Source organism: Stenotrophomonas forensis (genome assembly GCF_028752115.1).
Taxonomy (GTDB): Bacteria; Pseudomonadota; Gammaproteobacteria; order Xanthomonadales; family Xanthomonadaceae; genus Stenotrophomonas; species Stenotrophomonas forensis.
On the sequence record NZ_CP082270.1, the window covers coordinates 4,177,161 to 4,192,884 of the forward strand.

The following is a 15,724-nucleotide window of genomic DNA, read 5'->3' on the forward strand; positions in this document are numbered from 1 at the left end:
GGCCAGCGGCCGGCACTACCGCTCCGGCGGCGGCAACGGCCGCGTCCACAGCCAGATCGCCACCACGGTCATGCTGCCGATCGAGAACCACTTCACCCAGGCGATCGGCACGCACCACAGCATGATGGCGGCACACACCGCCATGGTGATCGTGGCCATCCACTTGCCGTAGCGGCTGACCGCACCATGCGCCTGCCAGTTGGCGATGGCCGGGCCGAAGCGCGGATGCTGAATCAGCCACGTGTGCAGGCGTTCGGAACCGCGCGAGGCGGCCCAGGCCGAGATCAGGATGAATACGGTGGTCGGCAGCCCCGGCACGAAGATGCCGACGATGCCGGTTCCCAGGCTGACGTAGGCCAGCAGCCACCACGCCCAGCGGAAACGCACCACGCGCGGTGGCGTGGGGACGTCGCGGGGGGCGGAAGGATCAGGCGCGCTCATGGCCGAAGGATACCGGTTCAGGGTGCCAGGCAACGCCCGGCACCCCGTTGCGATCACGGCTGGACGATGCCCAGCTGCTGCAGCACGAACGCATACGACTCGGACAGCTCGCGGTAGCGCTGGAAGCGCCCCGACTTGCCACCGTGGCCGGCTTCCATGTTGGTGCGGAACAGGATCGGGTAATGGCCGGCGTTGTCGTCACGCAGCTTGGCCACCCACTTGGCCGGCTCCCAGTACTGCACCTGTGAGTCCCACAGGCCGGTACCGACGAACAGCGCCGGATAGGCTTGCTTCTTCACGTTGTCGTAGGGCGAGTAGGACAGCATGTAGTCGTAGAACGGCTTCTGCTCCGGGTTGCCCCACTCGTCGTACTCATTGGTGGTCAGCGGAATGGTCGGGTCGAGCATGGTGGTGACCACGTCGACGAACGGCACCTGCGCCACCATCACCCGGTAGTCCTGCGGCGCCTGGTTGGCCACCGCACCCATCAGCAGGCCACCGGCACTGCCACCGGAGGCGGCGACGCGATCCTTCGCCGCCCAGCCCTGCGCCACCAGGCCCCGGGTGACGTCGATGAAGTCGTTGAAGGTGTTCTGCTTGTGCAGCAGCTTACCGTTCTCGTACCAGTCGCGGCCCATCTCCTGGCCACCGCGGATGTGGGCGATGGCATACACCACGCCACGATCGAGCAGGCTCACCGCGGTCTGGTTGAAGTACGGGTCCATCGACATGCCGTAGCTGCCATAGGCGTACTGGAACAGCGCGCCCTTGCCGTCCTTCTGGTAGCCCTTGCGGTAGACCAGCGACACCGGCACCTTCACGCCATCGCGCGCGGTGATCCAGACGCGATCGGTCTCGTACTTCGAGGCGTCATAGCCGATCACCGGCTGCTGCTTCAGCTGGCGACGCTCGCCGGTGGCGGTGTTCAGCTCGAACACAGTGGTCGGGGTGGTCATCGAGGTGTAGACGTAGCGCAGCCACGGCGTATCAGCCTCGGTGTTGTCGCCCAGGCCCATCGAGTACGCCGGCTCGTCGGCCTTCACGTAATCGCTGTGGCCGTCCTTGAACAGCAGGCGGATGCGCTCCAGGCCTTCGGAACGTTCGGCGATGGCGGTATAGCTGTCGAACAGCTCGAAGCCTTCGATGAACACCGCATCGTCGTGTGCGATCCAGTCCTTCCACTGCGCGCGCGAGGTCGCGTCGGTCGGTGCGGTAACCAGCTTGAAGTTCTTCGCGCCATCGTTGGTGCGGATCACCCAGCGGCCGTCGTAGTGATCGGCGTCGTACTCGACGTCGCGCTGGCGCGGCGCCAGCACGGTGAAGGTGGTCGGGTCGCTGGCCGGCGCATAGCGCTCTTCCGAGGACACGGTGCTGTGCACGCCGATGGTGATGAAGCGATCGTCGCGGGTGCGGCCGATGCCCATGTAGAAGCTGTCGTCCTTCTCTTCGTAGACAACGCTGTCGGCGCTGGCCGGGGTGCCCAGCACGTGCTTCTTGACGCGCACGGTCAGCAGGGTTTCCGGATCGTTCTCGACGTACAGCACGGTGCGGTTATCGTCGGCCCAGACCAGATCGCCGGAGCTGCCGGTGATCACATCGGGCAGCACCTTGCCGGTGGTCAGGTCCTTGAAGCGGATCGTGTACTGGCGACGGCCGACGTCATCGTCGGCCCAGGCCAGCAGCTGGTTGTCCTGGCTGACTTCCATCGAGCCGACGCTGAAGTAGCCCTTGCCGGCCGCCATCGTGTTGACGTCCAGCAGGATTTCCTCGGCCGCATCCATGCCACCCTTGCGGCGCGCATGGATCGGGTAGTCCTGGCCGGTCTCGAAGCGGCTGTAGTACCAGTAGCCGCGCTCGCGCGCCGGCACGCTGGAATCGTCCTGCTTGATGCGGCCGACGATCTCCTTGTACAGGGTGTCTTCCAGCGGCTTCAGCGGTGCCAGCAGCTGGTCGGCGTAGGCATTCTCGGCCTGCAGGTAGGCCAGCATGTCCTTGTTCTCGCGCTTGTCGTCGCGCAGCCAGTAATAGTCGTCGTTGCGGGTCGCGCCGAACGGCGCCTTGACCACGTGCGGATGCTTGGCGGCATCCGGCGGAACGGGCGGAGTGGCAGCGGTAGCGGTGGTGGTCATCAGGCTGGCAAGCAACAGGCAGAGGGTGGATTTCATGAGATAAGGCTCCAGGTGCGGTTACGCAATGGCGTCCATGGCACAGGTAGAGTCGAGCTTGCTCGACTGACCGCAACAGCAGTCGAGCAAGCTCGACTCTACCACTGCAGCGGACAGTTCATCCCGACGTTGCCGGCCAGCGGCCGGCATTACCCCCGGCGCGCGGCGTACCATGGGCGCATGAGTACCCTGCCCCACACGCCGGGCTACAGCCGGCGCAGCCATGAAATCGCCCCGTTCCACGTGATGTCCCTGCTGGCCCGCGCGCAGGCGCTGGAACAGGCCGGCCATGATGTGATCCATCTGGAGATCGGCGAACCGGACTTCACCACCGCCGAACCCGTGGTGCGCGCCGGCCAGGCCGCACTGTCCTCCGGCCACACCCGCTACACCGCCGCACGCGGCCTGCCGGCCCTGCGCCAGGCGATCAGCGGCTTCTATCGCAGCCACTACGCGCTGGATATCGACCCCGAGCGCATCCTGGTCACCCCGGGTGGTTCCGGTGCGCTGCTGCTGGCCAGCAGCCTGCTGGTCGATCCCGGCCGCCACTGGCTGCTGGCCGACCCGGGCTATCCCTGCAATCGCCACTTCCTGCGCCTGGTCGAAGGCGGCGCACAGCTGGTGCCGGTCGGCCCGGAAACCGCCTATCAGCTGACCCCTTCGCTGGTGGAACAGCACTGGAATGCCGACAGTGTCGGCGCGCTGGTTGCCTCACCAGCCAATCCGACCGGCACCGTGCTGTCCGCTGATGAACTGGCGGCACTGTCGCAGAGCCTGCACGCACGCGGTGGCCACCTGGTGGTGGACGAGATCTACCACGGCCTGACCTACGGCCTGGACGCGCCCAGCGTGCTGCAGGTGGACGACAGCGCGTTCGTGCTGAACAGCTTCTCCAAGTACTTCGGCATGACCGGCTGGCGGCTGGGTTGGCTGGTGGCACCGCCTGCGGCCGTGCCTGATCTGGAGAAGCTTGCCCAGAACCTGTACATCAGCGCGTCGAGCATTGCCCAGCATGCAGCGCTGGCCTGCTTCAGCGAGGAATCGATGGCGATCTTCGAGCAGCGCCGCGAAGCGTTCCGCCAGCGCCGTGACTTCCTGCTGCCCGCGTTGCGCGAACTGGGCTTCCGCATCGAAGTCGAACCGCAGGGCGCGTTCTACCTGTATGCCGATGTCAGCGCGTTCACCGACGACGCGCAGGCGTTCTGTGCCCACTTCCTGGAAACCGAGCACGTGGCGTTCACCCCGGGCCTGGATTTCGGCTTCCATCGCGCCAACCAGCACGTGCGCCTGGCGTACACGCAGGAAGTGCCGCGATTGCAGGAAGCGGTGGCACGGATTGCGCGTGGATTGAAAAGCTGGGGCGCCTGATCGCCCCGCGCAAACGGCATCCACGCATGGCGTGGATGCATGGAACCCAAAGAAAAACGCCGCCCTGGGGCGGCGTTTTTCATTTCATCACTTGCCGCCCAACCGCTCCCACAGGAAGCTGTAGGCCAGCGCCGACATATGCGCTGCCTGCGCATTGTTGGCTGCGCCGCCGTGACCGCCTTCGATGTTCTCGTAGTAGGTCACGTCCTTGCCGGCGTCGATCATCTTCGCCGCCATCTTGCGGGCATGGCCCGGGTGCACGCGGTCATCGCGGGTGGAGGTGGTGAACAGCACCGGCGGGTAGTTCTTCTTCGCGTCGAACAGGTGGTACGGCGAGAAGGTCTTGATGAACTCCCAGTCACTGGTGTCCGGGTTGCCGTACTCGGCCATCCACGAGGCGCCGGCCAGCAGGTGGCTGTAGCGCTTCATGTCCAGCAGCGGCACCTGCACCACCACCGCACCGAACAGTTCCGGGTACTGGGTCAGCATGTTGCCGGTCAGCAGGCCGCCGTTGCTGCCGCCCTGCACGCCCAGGTGCCTGGCGGTGGTGATCTTGCGCTTGACCAGGTCACGCGCCACCGCGGCCATGTCTTCATAGGCCTTGTGGCGGTTCTGCTTCAGCGCCGCCTGGTGCCAGCGCGGGCCGTACTCGCCACCGCCACGGATGTTGGCGACCACGTACACGCCGCCCTTCTCCAGCCAGGCGCGGCCCATGCCACCGGAGTAGCTCGGGGTCAGCGAGATCTCGAAGCCACCGTAGCCGTACAGCAGGGTCGGATTGGAGCCATCCAGCTTCATCGCCTTGTCGTGCACCACGAAGTACGGCACGCGGGTGCCGTCCTTGCTGGTGGCGAAGTGCTGCTCGATCACCTTGCCCTTGGCATCGAAGAAGGCCGGCATGGTCTTCAACGTTTCCGGCGGCTGGCCGATCTCGGCCAGGGCCAGCGTGGTCGGGGTCAGGTAGTCGGTGGCGGTCAGCCACACCGCGTCACTGTCGTTGCTGTCCACGGCGGCCACGCCCAGCGTGCCGAAGGCCGGCGCACCGACGAAGCGGCTGGTCTGCCAGCCATCGGCGCCCGGAGTCAGCACCGACAGGCGGTTCTTGACGTCGTCCAGCACGTTCAGCACCAGGTGGCTTTTGGTCCAGGTGGCACTGGCCAGCGAGGTGGTCGCGGTCGGGGTGAACAGCACCTCGAAGTCACGCTTGCCGGCCAGGAAGTCGTCCAGTTTGGTCGCCAGCAGCGAACCGGACGCATAGGTCTTGCCACCCACGGTCCACGGATCGCGCAGCTCCAGGGTCAGCCACTGCTTGTGCAGGCCTTTCTCGGCCGAGTTCGGCGCGTCGATCTTGGTCAGCGTGCCGTCGTCGCCACGCAGGTAGATCTCGTTGTTGTAGAACGCCAGCGTGCGGCTGACCAGGTTGCGCTCGAAGCCCGGGGTGTCATCGTGCATCGCCGCGATGTACATGTCTTCCGGCTTGCCTTCGTACACCACGCTGGCCGAGGCCATCGGCGTGCCGCGCTTCCACAGCTTGGCCACGCGCGGATAGCCGGACGTGGTCATCGTGCCGGCACCGAAGTCGGTGTAGACGAACACGGTGTCGCGGTCGATCCAGTTCAGGCCACCCTTCGACTCCGGACGGAAGAAGCCGTCCTTGATCCAGGTCTTGTTGGCCAGGTCGAACTCGCGGGTGACGTCGGCATCGGCGCCGCCGCGCGACAGCGCGATCAGGCAGCGGCTGTAGTCCGGGCGCAGGCAGTCGGCGCCGTGCCAGACCCAGTTCTCGCCCTCGGCCTTGTTCAGCGCGTCCAGGTCGAGCACGGTCTCCCACTGCGGCGAGGCCTTGCGGTACTCGGCCAGCGTGGTGCGCCGCCACAGGCCGCGCTCGTGCTGCTGGTCCTTCCAGAAGTTGTAGTAGTAGTCGCCGATCTTCTGCACGCCGGGGATCTTGGCATCGGAGTCGAGCACCTCGCGGATGCTGGTCTCCATCTGCTTGAAGGCCGGGGTCTGCGCCAGGCGCGCCTCGGACTTGGCGTTCTGTTCCTTGACCCAGGACAGCGGCTTGTCGCCGGTGACGTCCTCCAGCCAGGCGTAGCGATCGGTGTCTTCAGCGGCCACGGCGGTCCCCACCGAGGCAGCGGTCATCATGCCGGCCAGCAGGCAGGCGGAAGCGAGTCGTGACATTGCAGCTCCAGGCAGTCATAAGCCGCGGAACGCTAGCACGGAATGTCGCGGTCGCCCCCGTGTCGAAGGTCAGGCCGTGGCCGCCGGGCGGCGTCGACCGCGCGCAGCCGAAGCCGGACGGCGCCGCGCCTGTCCACCGGTACGACGTGCCAGCCGCAGCCATGACAGGCGCGGCAGCGGGAAACGCAGCAGTGCCCACCACGCCACCAGCGGCATGCCGACCAGCCACATCGGCAGCCAGCCCAGCCAGGCGCTGCTGCCGCGTGCGGCCGGCCAGACCAGCACCAGTGCCACGCCGGCCAGCGCCACCTGCTGCACGCCGCGCAGCAGGCGTGGATCGGCGCGCTCGAAGATGACGCGTTCAGTTGCAGGGCGACGGACGGTACGTACGTTCATGGGGCTTCTCCGGTGGACAATGCAACACAGCGTGGGCAAGGGCCTTCTCACGGACTGCGACACCATTGACGGATCGCGTGCACACAGTCGACCATGCGCGTGCAAGCCCACTGGAGCCCGCTCCCGCATGACTTCGATCCGCCCGTTCTGCGCCGTGCTGCTGGCCCTGTCGCTGGCGGGCCCCGCCGTGGCCGCCAGTGAGCCGCCATCGTCCCGCGCCACCGACGCGGCCGCTCTGGACGCGCCGATCGACCTGAAGCGCTTCATGGGGACCTGGTACGTGATCGGCCGCGTGCCGAACTTCATCGAACGCGGGCATGTCGCCAGCGTCAACGAATACGAGCTTCGCGACACGCACAAGGTCGGCATCACCTACCGCTACCGCGACGGCTTCGGTGAACCGGTGCAGGAGGTACGCGCACGCGCCAGTGTCGATCCGGACAGCGGCAACCACGGCTGGCGTACCTGGTTCTACCGTGTCGTGCCGACCCATTCGCGCGTGCTGGAAGTGGCCCCGGACTATTCCTGGGCGCTGATCGGTTACCCGGGCCGCGAGATGGCCTGGATCTTCGCGCGCAAGCCGGACATGGACAAGGCCCTGTACAAGGAGCTGGCCGAGCGCCTGCGCGACGAGTACGGCGTGAATACCGACAAGCTCAAGCGCGTGCCGCAGCATCCCGACCAGGTCGGCAAGCTGGGCTACGAAGTACCGAACGTGCGCTGATCGGATCGTGGCTGCGGAGCCGGGTCCGTGCGACCGGCTTCACGCCGCGCGTGGCTGCACCCGGCGTTCGATTTCGCTGCGTGTTGGCAAGGTCTTCAGATCGTAGGCCGCCTGCATCGCGAGCCAGGACGCGGCATCCCCACCGAAATGCCGCGCCAGCCGCGCCGCTGTATCCGCCGAAATGCTGCGTTGGCCGTGCACGATGGCGTGCAGTCGCGTTGCGGGCACATCCAAGGCCTTCGCCAGCGCATTCACGCTCAGCGCCAGGGGCAGCAGGAACTCTTCGCGCAGGATCTCGCCAGGATGGATGGCGCGCATGCCGTTGTGGGGACGCTTCATGGCGGGCACCTCAGTGATAGTCAACAATTTCCACGGCGTCGGCGCCGCTGTCGGTCCAGGTAAAGCAGAGCCGCCACTGATCGTTGATACGAAGGCTGTATTGCCCTCTCCGATCGCCTGACAGCGCCTCCAGGCGGTTCCCGGGCGGGCTGCGAAGGAAGGCCAACGTCTGTGCCGAATCGAGCAGTTGCAATTTGCGTTCTGCCACGCGCCGGATTGGACGCCAGGCACGGGGGCAGGTTCCTTCAAACAGGGCGCGGGTCTGCTTGCAGCGGAATGAACGGATCATTCCGTTCAACGTATTACGTTGAACGGAACATACCAAGGAAGGCGCTGTGCTGCCAGTCCCAGTCTGGCGATATCGATTCCTGATGGGCGTGGCGGCTTCCAGAGTCCCGCGCTATGACAAGCCCAATATCGACGTTCTGCAGGTTGCCGGCCAGCGGCCGGCACTACCCGAGCGATGCCGGGCGTCGCCCGGCACCCCGTTACTTGCGGCTGTAATGCGCGACCAGGCGGTCGCCCAGCATCTGCAGCAGCTGCACCAGCACCAGCAGCAGGACCACGGTGACCAGGGCCACGTCGGTGTGCGACCGCTGGTAGCCGTCGCGGAAGGCCAGGTCGCCCAGGCCACCGGAACCGATCGCACCGCCCATGGCGGTGAAGCCGATCAGGGCCACGGTGGTGACCGTGGCACCGGCGATCAGGCCGGGACGCGCTTCCGGCAGCAGCACGCGGGTGACCAGCTGCCAGGTGGTGGCGCCCATCGCCTGGGTCGCTTCGATCACACCGCGGTCAACCTCGCGCAGCGCGGTCTCGACCAGGCGCGCATAGAACGGCGCAGCACCAATGACCAGCGGCACGATCGCGCCGCGCACGCCCAGCGAGGTGCCCATCAGGAACAGGGTGACCGGGATCAGCACGATCATCAGGATGATGAAAGGCACCGAGCGCAGCAGGTTCACCACCAGCGCCAGCACGCCATAGGCCAGCGGCCGGCGCTTCATCTGCGGCGCCCCGAACAGGTACAGCAGCACGCCCAGCGGCAGGCCTATGGCCAGGGTCAGTGGCAGCGAACCGAGCAGCATCAGCAGGGTGTCGAGGGTGGCCTGGCCGATATCGGCCCACTTGCCCGCATCCAGGTGGCGGAAGAAGCCGCCGGCAGTGGCGATGATCATCGACGCAGTTCCTCAACGTGCACGCCGGCGGCCACGAACGCGGCCTGCGCGGCGGACTGGTCACCGCCCACCAGGGCGACCACCAGCTGGCCATACGGAGTGTCCTTGATCCGGTCGATGCGGCCGGACAGGATGTTGTAATCGACACCGGTCTCGCGCGCGACGCTGCCCAGCAAGGGCTCGTAGGTGTCGCCGCCGAGGAAGGTCAAGCGCACGATGCGGCCACCAACGGCGTCGAAATCACGGTGCAGCGCGCCTTCGTCGACATGCTCCGATTCACTGACGAATCGGCGCGTGGTCGGGTGCTGCGGGTGCAGGAACACCCGGGTGACCGGTCCGGTCTCGACCATCTGCCCGGCATCGAGCACGGCGACGCGATCGCAGACGCGACGGATCACGTCCATCTCGTGGGTGATCAGCACGATGGTCAGGCCCAGCTCGCGGTTGATCTTCGACAGCAGCGACAGCACCGAGGCGGTGGTCTGCGGGTCGAGCGCGCTGGTGGCTTCGTCGCACAGCAGGATCTGCGGGCGCGTCGCCAGCGCGCGGGCGATGCCGACGCGCTGCTTCTGGCCACCGGACAGCTGCGCCGGGTACTTCTGCGCATGCGCCTCCAGGCCCACGGTCTGCAACAGCTCGGCCACGCGCGCGTCGATCTCCGCCTTCGGCGTGCCGGCCAGCTCCAGCGGGAAGGCGACATTGCCGGCCACCGTGCGCGACGACAACAGGTTGAAGTGCTGGAAGATCATGCCGATGCGCCGCCGCAGCGCGCGCAGGCCATCGGCGTCCAGTGCGGTGACATCCTCGCCACCGATCAGCAACCGGCCGCCACTGGGTTCTTCCAGGCGGTTGATCATGCGGATCAGGGTCGACTTGCCCGCGCCGGAATGGCCGATGATGCCGAAGACCTCACCGGCCTCGATGGTCAGGTCCAGCGGTTGCAGCGCGCTGACTTCGCGGCCGGCAACGGCATAGGATTTGTGCAGGCGCTGGAACTCGATCACGGGCGTGGCTCACCGGCTGGGTGACGGAAGGGGGCGTGCAGCCTACCAGCGCCGGCGCTCACGCGCCCGCGCCATAAGCCGGAATGTTATTCCTTTTGGTTCTAAGCCGCCCAGCCCGGTCGTGCCGCCCGCTGGCCGGCAACCGCCTTACGGGTGGTCCAGCGGCTTTGGCGGCTCCTGCCGGTTCACCCGCTCACGGTGCAGCAGGTACAGGCCGGAAGCGACAATAATCGCCGCGCCCACCCAGGTGTAGCCGTCCGGCAGCTGGCCCCAGAAGGCCAGATCCCAGCCGATCACCCAGACCAGGCCGCTGTACTCCAGCGGCGCGATCATCGAGGCTTCGCCCAGCTGGAAGGCCTTGGTCAGGGCGATCTGGCCCAACGCCCCGGCCAGGCCCATGCCGGCGATCAACGGCGCGTGCGCCAATTGCAGCGGCACCCAGCCGGGCAGGGCCAGCAGGCCGGCGCCAACGGCCATGATCACCAGGAACCACACCACCATCGACTGCGAGGTATCGGTGCGGGTCAGCAGGCTGACCGTGATCGCGGCCACGGCGTAGGCGGTGGCCGCGGCCAGCACCATCAACCCCGGCACCGAAATGAAGCCGTCCACGCCCGGCCGCAGCACCACCAGCACGCCGACCAGGCCGATGCCGATGGCGACCCAGCGCCGCGGCCCGACCCGTTCGCCCAGCAGCGGCACCGACAGTGCGGCGATCAGCAGCGGGGCGACGAAATAGATGGTGTAGGCGGTGGACAGCGGCAGGTCGCGCAGGGCGAACACGAAGCAGCCGATCATCGCCATGCCCAGCGCGCCACGCAGCAGGTGCAGGCCCCAGCGTCGCGGTACCAGCGATCGCGGGCCGGCGCTGACCAGCACCCAGACCAGCACGAATGGCAATGAGGCCGCGCCGCGCAGGAAGGTCACTTCCAGGGTTGGATAGCTGGCCGACAGCTGCTTCATGCCAGCGTCCATCAGCGAGAAACAGGCGACTGCCGCGACCATCCAGGCCACCGCGCGCGAGGGGGAGCGTTGCACGTTCATGGCCCATTATCGCCGACCGCGCCGGATTGTAGAGCCGAGCCATGCCCGACTGCCGCCCTTCTGTAGAGTCGAGCTTGCTCGACTGGCGCCGTTCTGTAGAGTCGAGCTTGCTCGACTGCTCTTCACAAAACAGTCGAGCAAGCTCGACTCTACAGAAGGGCGGCAGTCGGGCACGATAGAATGGCCCTCACTGAATCCTGCGGAGCCGCGCCCATGCCTTCCTTCGACGTCGTGTCCGAAGTCGACACCCACGAACTGACCAACGCCATCGACCAGGCCAACCGCGAGCTGGCCACCCGCTTCGACTTCAAGGGCGTGGAGGCGAAATTCGAACGCGATGGCGATGTCATCAACCAGACCGCGCCGACCGAGTTCCAGCTCAAGCAGATGAACGACATCCTGCGCGCCCGCCTGGCCGCGCGCGGCATCGACGTGCTCAGCCTGGAATTCGGCGACATCGAGACCAACCTGGCCCAGGCCCGACAGAAGATCACCGTCAAGCAGGGCATCGAGCAGAAGATCGCCAAGAAGATCGCCGCTGCACTGAAGGACGCCAAGCTGAAGGTGGAAAGCCAGATCAACGGCGACAAGCTGCGCGTGCAGGGCAAGAAGCGCGACGACCTGCAGGACGCCATTGCCGTGCTCAAGGCCGGCAAGTTCGAGCTGCCGCTGCAGTTCAACAACTTCCGCGACTGAGGCCTGCGCCGGGCGTGACCCGGCGCTGCCACCGGCAGGTACGACGGCGCGTTGCCGGCGACGCGCCTACAATGGCCGCCCCGCCAGCCGACGTGCCCGCCATGACCCATTCCCACATGCCCACCGATGATCCGATCGCCGCCACCCGCCTGTGGCTGGAGCGCATCGTGATCGGCCTGAACCTGTGTCCGTTCGCCAAGGCGGTGTACGTGAAGGACCAGGTCCGCATCGTGCTGAGCGATGCGACCACGCCCGAGGCGCTGGTCGAACAACTGGCCGAAGAGCTGGTGCTGCTGCGCGATACCCCGGCCGAGCAGATCGACACCACGCTGATCGTGCACCCGCAGGTGCTGACCGATTTCCTCGACTACAACGACTTCCTCGACAACGCCGACGCCGCGATCGAGGCGCTGGACCTGCAGGGCATCCTGCAGGTGGCCAGCTTCCACCCGGACTATCAGTTCGACGGCGTGGCCGCGGACGACGCCAGCAACTACACCAACCGGGCGCCCTTCCCCACCCTGCACCTGCTGCGCGAAGACAGCGTGGCGCGCGCGGTGGATGTCTATCCGGACCCGGACGTGATCGTCGAGCGCAACATCCAGACCCTGGACCGCATCGGCGTGGACGGCTGGCATCGCCGCCTGCGCGGCGAAGACCTGACGTGAGTACGGTGCCGCCGATTGCCGCATGGCCGGCCGCGCCGCTGTCGGGCAAGGTGGTGCTGGTCACCGGCGGCGCCAACGGCATCGGCCGTGGCGTCGCCCAGGCCGTGCTCGGCGCCGGCGGACGCGTGCTGATCGGCGACCTGGACGTGGAGGCCGGCGAGGCGTGTCTGGCGGAATGGCAGCGCGGTGACGATGCCGCGTTCCAGCGCCTGGACATCACCGACGAAGCCAGCGTGCGCGACTTCGTCGCCGTGGCCCTGCAGCGGTTCGGCCGTATCGACGGACTGGTCAACAACGCCGGCATGGCCGGCCCGCATGGCACATTGCTGCAGGACATGGCGTGGGAGGAATGGCAGCGCCGCCTGTCGTCACTGCACGGTGCCTTCCTGTGCAGCAAGCACGCGCTGCCGGCACTCTCGGCCCGCACTGAGGGCGCGATCATCAACATCGCCTCGACCCGCGCCTGGCAGTCCGAAGCGCACAGCGAGGCCTATGCGGCGGCCAAGGGCGGGCTGGTCGCCTTCACCCACGCGCTGGCGATCAGCAGCGGCCCGGCGGTGCGGGTCAACAGCATCAGCCCCGGCTGGATCGGCACCTCGGCCTGGCAGGCGCCCTCGCGGCGCCACCAACCCGACTACTCGGCCACCGATCACGCCCAGCACCCGGTCGGCCGTGTTGGCCGCCCCGAGGACATCGGCGCGCTGGCGGTGTACCTGCTGTCGTCGCTGTCCGGCTTCACCACCGGCCAGGACTTCATCGTCGACGGCGGCATGAGCCGGAAGATGATCTACGCCGAATGACCGGCCTCCGGTAGTGCCGGCCGCTGGCCGGCATTCCGGTAGATCCACGCCATGCGTGGATAGCGGTAACGTGCCAACCAAGGTTGGCACCCACCACAACGGTTTACGCCATGCCCGAATGGCGCAGCAGCGCGTCGATCTGCGGCGCGCGGCCACGGAAGGCCTTGAAGTTCTCCGCAGCCGGACGGCTGCCGCCGCGCGACAGGATTTCATCGCGGAAGCGCGCACCGGTTTCAGCCAGTGCCTGCGGTGCTTCCTCGAACGCGGCGTAGGCATCGGCGCTGAGCACCTCGGCCCACTTGTAGCTGTAGTAACCCGCCGCGTAGCCACCGGCGAAAATGTGGCTGAACTGGTGCGGGAAGCGGTTCCAGACCGGCGGATGGTTCACCGCCACGTCCGCGCGTACGCGGTCCAGCAGAGCCAGCACGCTGTCCTGCGCCGGTTCGAACTGGCTGTGCAGCAGCATGTCGAACAAGCCGAATTCCAGCTGGCGCACGGTGGCCATGCCGCTGTGGAAATTGCGCGCGGCCAGCATGCGCTCGTACAGCGCGCGCGGCAGCGGCTCGCCGCTATCGACGTGCGCGGTCATGCCCTGCAGGTGGTCCCATTCCCAGCAGAAGTTCTCCATGAACTGGCTCGGCAGTTCCACCGCATCCCACTCCACGCCATTGATGCCGGCCACGCCCAGTTCACCGATGCGGGTCAACAGCTGGTGCAGGCCATGGCCCATTTCATGGAACAGCGTGGTCACTTCGTTGTGGCTGAAGGTAGCCGGCTTGCCATTGGCACCGCGACCAAAGTTGCACACCAGGTAGACCAGCGGCGTCTGCACGCTGCCGTCGGCACGCACGCGACGGTTGCGGCAATCATCCATCCACGCGCCACCGCGCTTGCCTTCGCGCGCATACAGGTCCAGGTAGAACTGGCCGACCAGCGCGCCCTGCGCATCGACCAGGCGGAAGAAGCGAACATCCTCATGCCAGACCGGCGCGCCGTCTTCCTGCGCGCGCAGGCCGTACAGCTGCTCGATCACCGAGAACAGGCCGCCCAGTACCTTCGGTTCGGTGAAGTACTGCTTCACGTCCTGCTCGGAATAGCTGTAGCGCGCCTGCTTCAGGCGGTCGGCGGCGAACGCCAGGTCCCAGGCCTGCAGGCTGTCGATGCCCAGCTGTTCACGCGCGAACTGCTCCAGCTCGGCGCGATCCTTGGCCGCGAACGGCTTGGCACGCGTGGCCAGGTCACGCAGGAAACCCAGCACCTCGGCCGGGTCCTGCGCCATCTTGGTCGCTACCGAATAATCGCCGTAGGAAGCGAAGCCGAGCAGCGCGGCCAGCTGCGCACGCAGGGCCAGGATGCGGTCAATGTTGCCGCTGTTGTCCAGCGCGTCGTCGCCGAATTCGGACGCACGCTGCGCACTGGCACGGTACAGGATCTCGCGCAGGTCACGGTCTTCGGCCCAGGTCTGCACCGGCAGGTAGCACGGCATCTGCAGGGTCAGCTTCCAGCCCTGCTTTCCGTCCTTTTCCGCCGCAGCGTGCGCGGCGGCCTTCACGTCCTCCGGCAGGCCGGCCAGGCGCGCTTCATCCTCGATGATCAGCGACCACGCATCGGTGGCGTCCAGCACGTTCTGCGAGAACTTCGCCGACAGTGCCGACAGTTCCTCCTTGATCTCTGCGAAGCGCTGCTGCGCCTCGGGCGCCAGCTCGGCACCACCCAGGCGGAAATCACGCAGGGTGTTGTCCAGCACCTTGCGCTGGGCCTCGTCGAAACCTGCGGCCTCCGGGCTGGCGGCCAGCGCCTGGTACTGGCGGTACAGCGCCAGGTTCTGGCCCAGCGCGCTGGCGAAGCGGGTCACCCGCGGCAGGTTGCTGTTGTAGGCCTCGCGCAGTTCCGGGGTGTTGACCACGCCCTGCAGGTGGCCGACCAGGCCCCAGGCGCGCCACAGACGCTCGGTGGCGTCATCCAGCGGGGCGACGAAGCTCTCCCAGCGCACCGGCTGCACCTGCTCCGCGGCGCTGACGGCCGCTTCGGCCTCGGCCAGCAGCACATCCAGCGCCGGCGCCACGTGCTCGGGGCGGATCGCCTCGAAGCGCGGCAGGCCGGAAAAATCGAGCAGGGGGTTGGCAGCGGTCACGGCAGATCTCCAGGGTACGGGCCCGGCAGTCGGGCAGCCTGGTACATATGGCGCTGGCGGACGTGGCTGACAAGGGGGTGACGCCTGGCATTCACGTCGGCCTTACGGTCGCGGTTCGAAGCTTTGGCTGCGGGGGAGTCCGCAGCGGTACGTACCGAACGAGGCCCTACATGGAAGGTCTGGCTGCAGTTGCATCCGCCCCAGCGGCGCGGTCACTGGCGTTGTCTGCCAGCCCGGCCGAACTGACCTGGATCGCCGCGCTGTGCGATGCCGGGGACGACGCCCCGCGCCACCTGCAGCAGCTGCAGGCGGTGCTGCAGCAGGGCGGCACGTTCAATGACGCCCAGGAGTGGTACCCGTTCGAGGTGATCGAGCGCGGCGCCAGCCAGCTGCAGCTGGGCCATGAACGCGAGTTCGTGATCTGCGTGCTGCTGTGGCTGCAGGCCCTGGCCCAGGGCCGCGCCAGCACGCTGGACCCCAGCCTGCACCTGGATGATCGCGCGATGGACATCGAGGCGCTGCCCGATGCCTTGCGTGATGCGGTGCTGGATGCGTTCACCGCGGCGGGGTACTGAATATGTAG

Annotated in this window: 16 protein-coding genes; 6 read left to right on the forward strand and 10 right to left on the reverse strand. The window is 67.1% G+C overall.

From position 1 onward, the window contains the following. Positions 1 to 15: 15 nt before the first annotated feature. Both K5L94_RS19135 and K5L94_RS19140 read right to left on the reverse strand, forming a co-directional pair. Entirely contained in the window at positions 16 to 441 is a 426-nt protein-coding gene (locus K5L94_RS19135; protein WP_053450840.1) for a YbaN family protein, read from the reverse strand. A gap of 53 nt (positions 442 to 494) precedes the next feature. Next, positions 495 to 2,606, reverse strand: coding sequence for a S9 family peptidase (locus tag K5L94_RS19140; protein WP_053450841.1), 2,112 nt, complete (start codon positions 2,604 to 2,606; stop codon positions 495 to 497). A 180-nt stretch (positions 2,607 to 2,786) separates the two neighbouring features. Here K5L94_RS19140 and K5L94_RS19145 point away from each other — a divergent pair, with 180 nt between their 5' ends. Beyond that, the gene (locus tag K5L94_RS19145) at positions 2,787 to 3,974 is read left to right on the forward strand and encodes a pyridoxal phosphate-dependent aminotransferase (RefSeq protein WP_053450842.1); all 1,188 of its coding nucleotides are present in this window, start codon (positions 2,787 to 2,789) and stop codon (positions 3,972 to 3,974) included. An 87-nt stretch (positions 3,975 to 4,061) separates the two neighbouring features. On the opposite strand, the gene K5L94_RS19150 is transcribed toward K5L94_RS19145, so the two are convergent. After that, the gene (locus tag K5L94_RS19150) at positions 4,062 to 6,158 is read right to left on the reverse strand and encodes a prolyl oligopeptidase family serine peptidase (RefSeq protein WP_053450843.1); all 2,097 of its coding nucleotides are present in this window, start codon (positions 6,156 to 6,158) and stop codon (positions 4,062 to 4,064) included. A 69-nt stretch (positions 6,159 to 6,227) separates the two neighbouring features. Then, positions 6,228 to 6,554 carry a hypothetical protein gene (locus K5L94_RS19155; RefSeq protein WP_053450844.1) on the reverse strand — a complete coding sequence of 109 codons (327 nt, stop codon included), beginning with the start codon at positions 6,552 to 6,554 and terminating at the stop codon, positions 6,228 to 6,230. Between the two features lie 127 nt (positions 6,555 to 6,681). Between K5L94_RS19155 and K5L94_RS19160 the strand changes: the two genes are divergently transcribed. After that, positions 6,682 to 7,278, forward strand: a complete 597-nt coding sequence (locus tag K5L94_RS19160; RefSeq protein ID WP_080374966.1) for a lipocalin family protein — start codon at positions 6,682 to 6,684, stop codon at positions 7,276 to 7,278. A gap of 39 nt (positions 7,279 to 7,317) precedes the next feature. On the opposite strand, the gene K5L94_RS19165 is transcribed toward K5L94_RS19160, so the two are convergent. The 5 genes from K5L94_RS19165 to K5L94_RS19185 form a co-directional block, all read right to left on the reverse strand. Then, positions 7,318 to 7,617, reverse strand: a complete 300-nt coding sequence (locus K5L94_RS19165; protein WP_006471116.1) for a HigA family addiction module antitoxin — start codon at positions 7,615 to 7,617, stop codon at positions 7,318 to 7,320. Positions 7,618 to 7,627: 10 nt separating this feature from the next. Next, positions 7,628 to 7,906, reverse strand: coding sequence for a type II toxin-antitoxin system RelE/ParE family toxin (locus K5L94_RS19170; protein WP_053450845.1), 279 nt, complete (start codon positions 7,904 to 7,906; stop codon positions 7,628 to 7,630). A 199-nt stretch (positions 7,907 to 8,105) separates the two neighbouring features. After that, positions 8,106 to 8,795, reverse strand: a complete 690-nt coding sequence (locus K5L94_RS19175) for a methionine ABC transporter permease (RefSeq protein ID WP_006471118.1) — start codon at positions 8,793 to 8,795, stop codon at positions 8,106 to 8,108. Further along, positions 8,792 to 9,799, reverse strand: coding sequence for a methionine ABC transporter ATP-binding protein (locus tag K5L94_RS19180; RefSeq protein ID WP_006471119.1), 1,008 nt, complete (start codon positions 9,797 to 9,799; stop codon positions 8,792 to 8,794). Before K5L94_RS19180 ends, K5L94_RS19175 begins: the two co-directional genes overlap by 4 nt. Before the next feature lie 147 nt (positions 9,800 to 9,946). Continuing rightward, positions 9,947 to 10,843: a DMT family transporter gene (locus K5L94_RS19185; protein ID WP_006471120.1), complete on the reverse strand. Its 897-nt coding sequence runs from the start codon at positions 10,841 to 10,843 to the stop codon at positions 9,947 to 9,949. A 213-nt stretch (positions 10,844 to 11,056) separates the two neighbouring features. On the opposite strand from K5L94_RS19185, the gene K5L94_RS19190 reads away from it, so the two are divergent. The 3 genes from K5L94_RS19190 to K5L94_RS19200 all read left to right on the forward strand — a co-directional run bounded on the left by K5L94_RS19190 (position 11,057) and on the right by K5L94_RS19200 (position 13,007). Then, entirely contained in the window at positions 11,057 to 11,539 is a 483-nt protein-coding gene (locus K5L94_RS19190; protein WP_164241413.1) for a YajQ family cyclic di-GMP-binding protein, read from the forward strand. Positions 11,540 to 11,640: 101 nt separating this feature from the next. Continuing rightward, positions 11,641 to 12,207: a DUF1415 domain-containing protein gene (locus K5L94_RS19195; RefSeq protein WP_053451384.1), complete on the forward strand. Its 567-nt coding sequence runs from the start codon at positions 11,641 to 11,643 to the stop codon at positions 12,205 to 12,207. Then, entirely contained in the window at positions 12,204 to 13,007 is an 804-nt protein-coding gene (locus K5L94_RS19200; protein ID WP_053450846.1) for an SDR family oxidoreductase, read from the forward strand. Before K5L94_RS19195 ends, K5L94_RS19200 begins: the two co-directional genes overlap by 4 nt. A 103-nt stretch (positions 13,008 to 13,110) precedes the next feature. Here K5L94_RS19200 and K5L94_RS19205 read toward each other — a convergent pair whose 3' ends face one another. Continuing rightward, positions 13,111 to 15,141: a M3 family metallopeptidase gene (locus K5L94_RS19205; RefSeq protein WP_053450847.1), complete on the reverse strand. Its 2,031-nt coding sequence runs from the start codon at positions 15,139 to 15,141 to the stop codon at positions 13,111 to 13,113. A 170-nt stretch (positions 15,142 to 15,311) separates the two neighbouring features. Between K5L94_RS19205 and K5L94_RS19210 the strand changes: the two genes are divergently transcribed. After that, the gene (locus K5L94_RS19210; RefSeq protein WP_006471153.1) at positions 15,312 to 15,716 is read left to right on the forward strand and encodes a hypothetical protein; all 405 of its coding nucleotides are present in this window, start codon (positions 15,312 to 15,314) and stop codon (positions 15,714 to 15,716) included. Positions 15,717 to 15,724 lie beyond the last annotated feature (8 nt).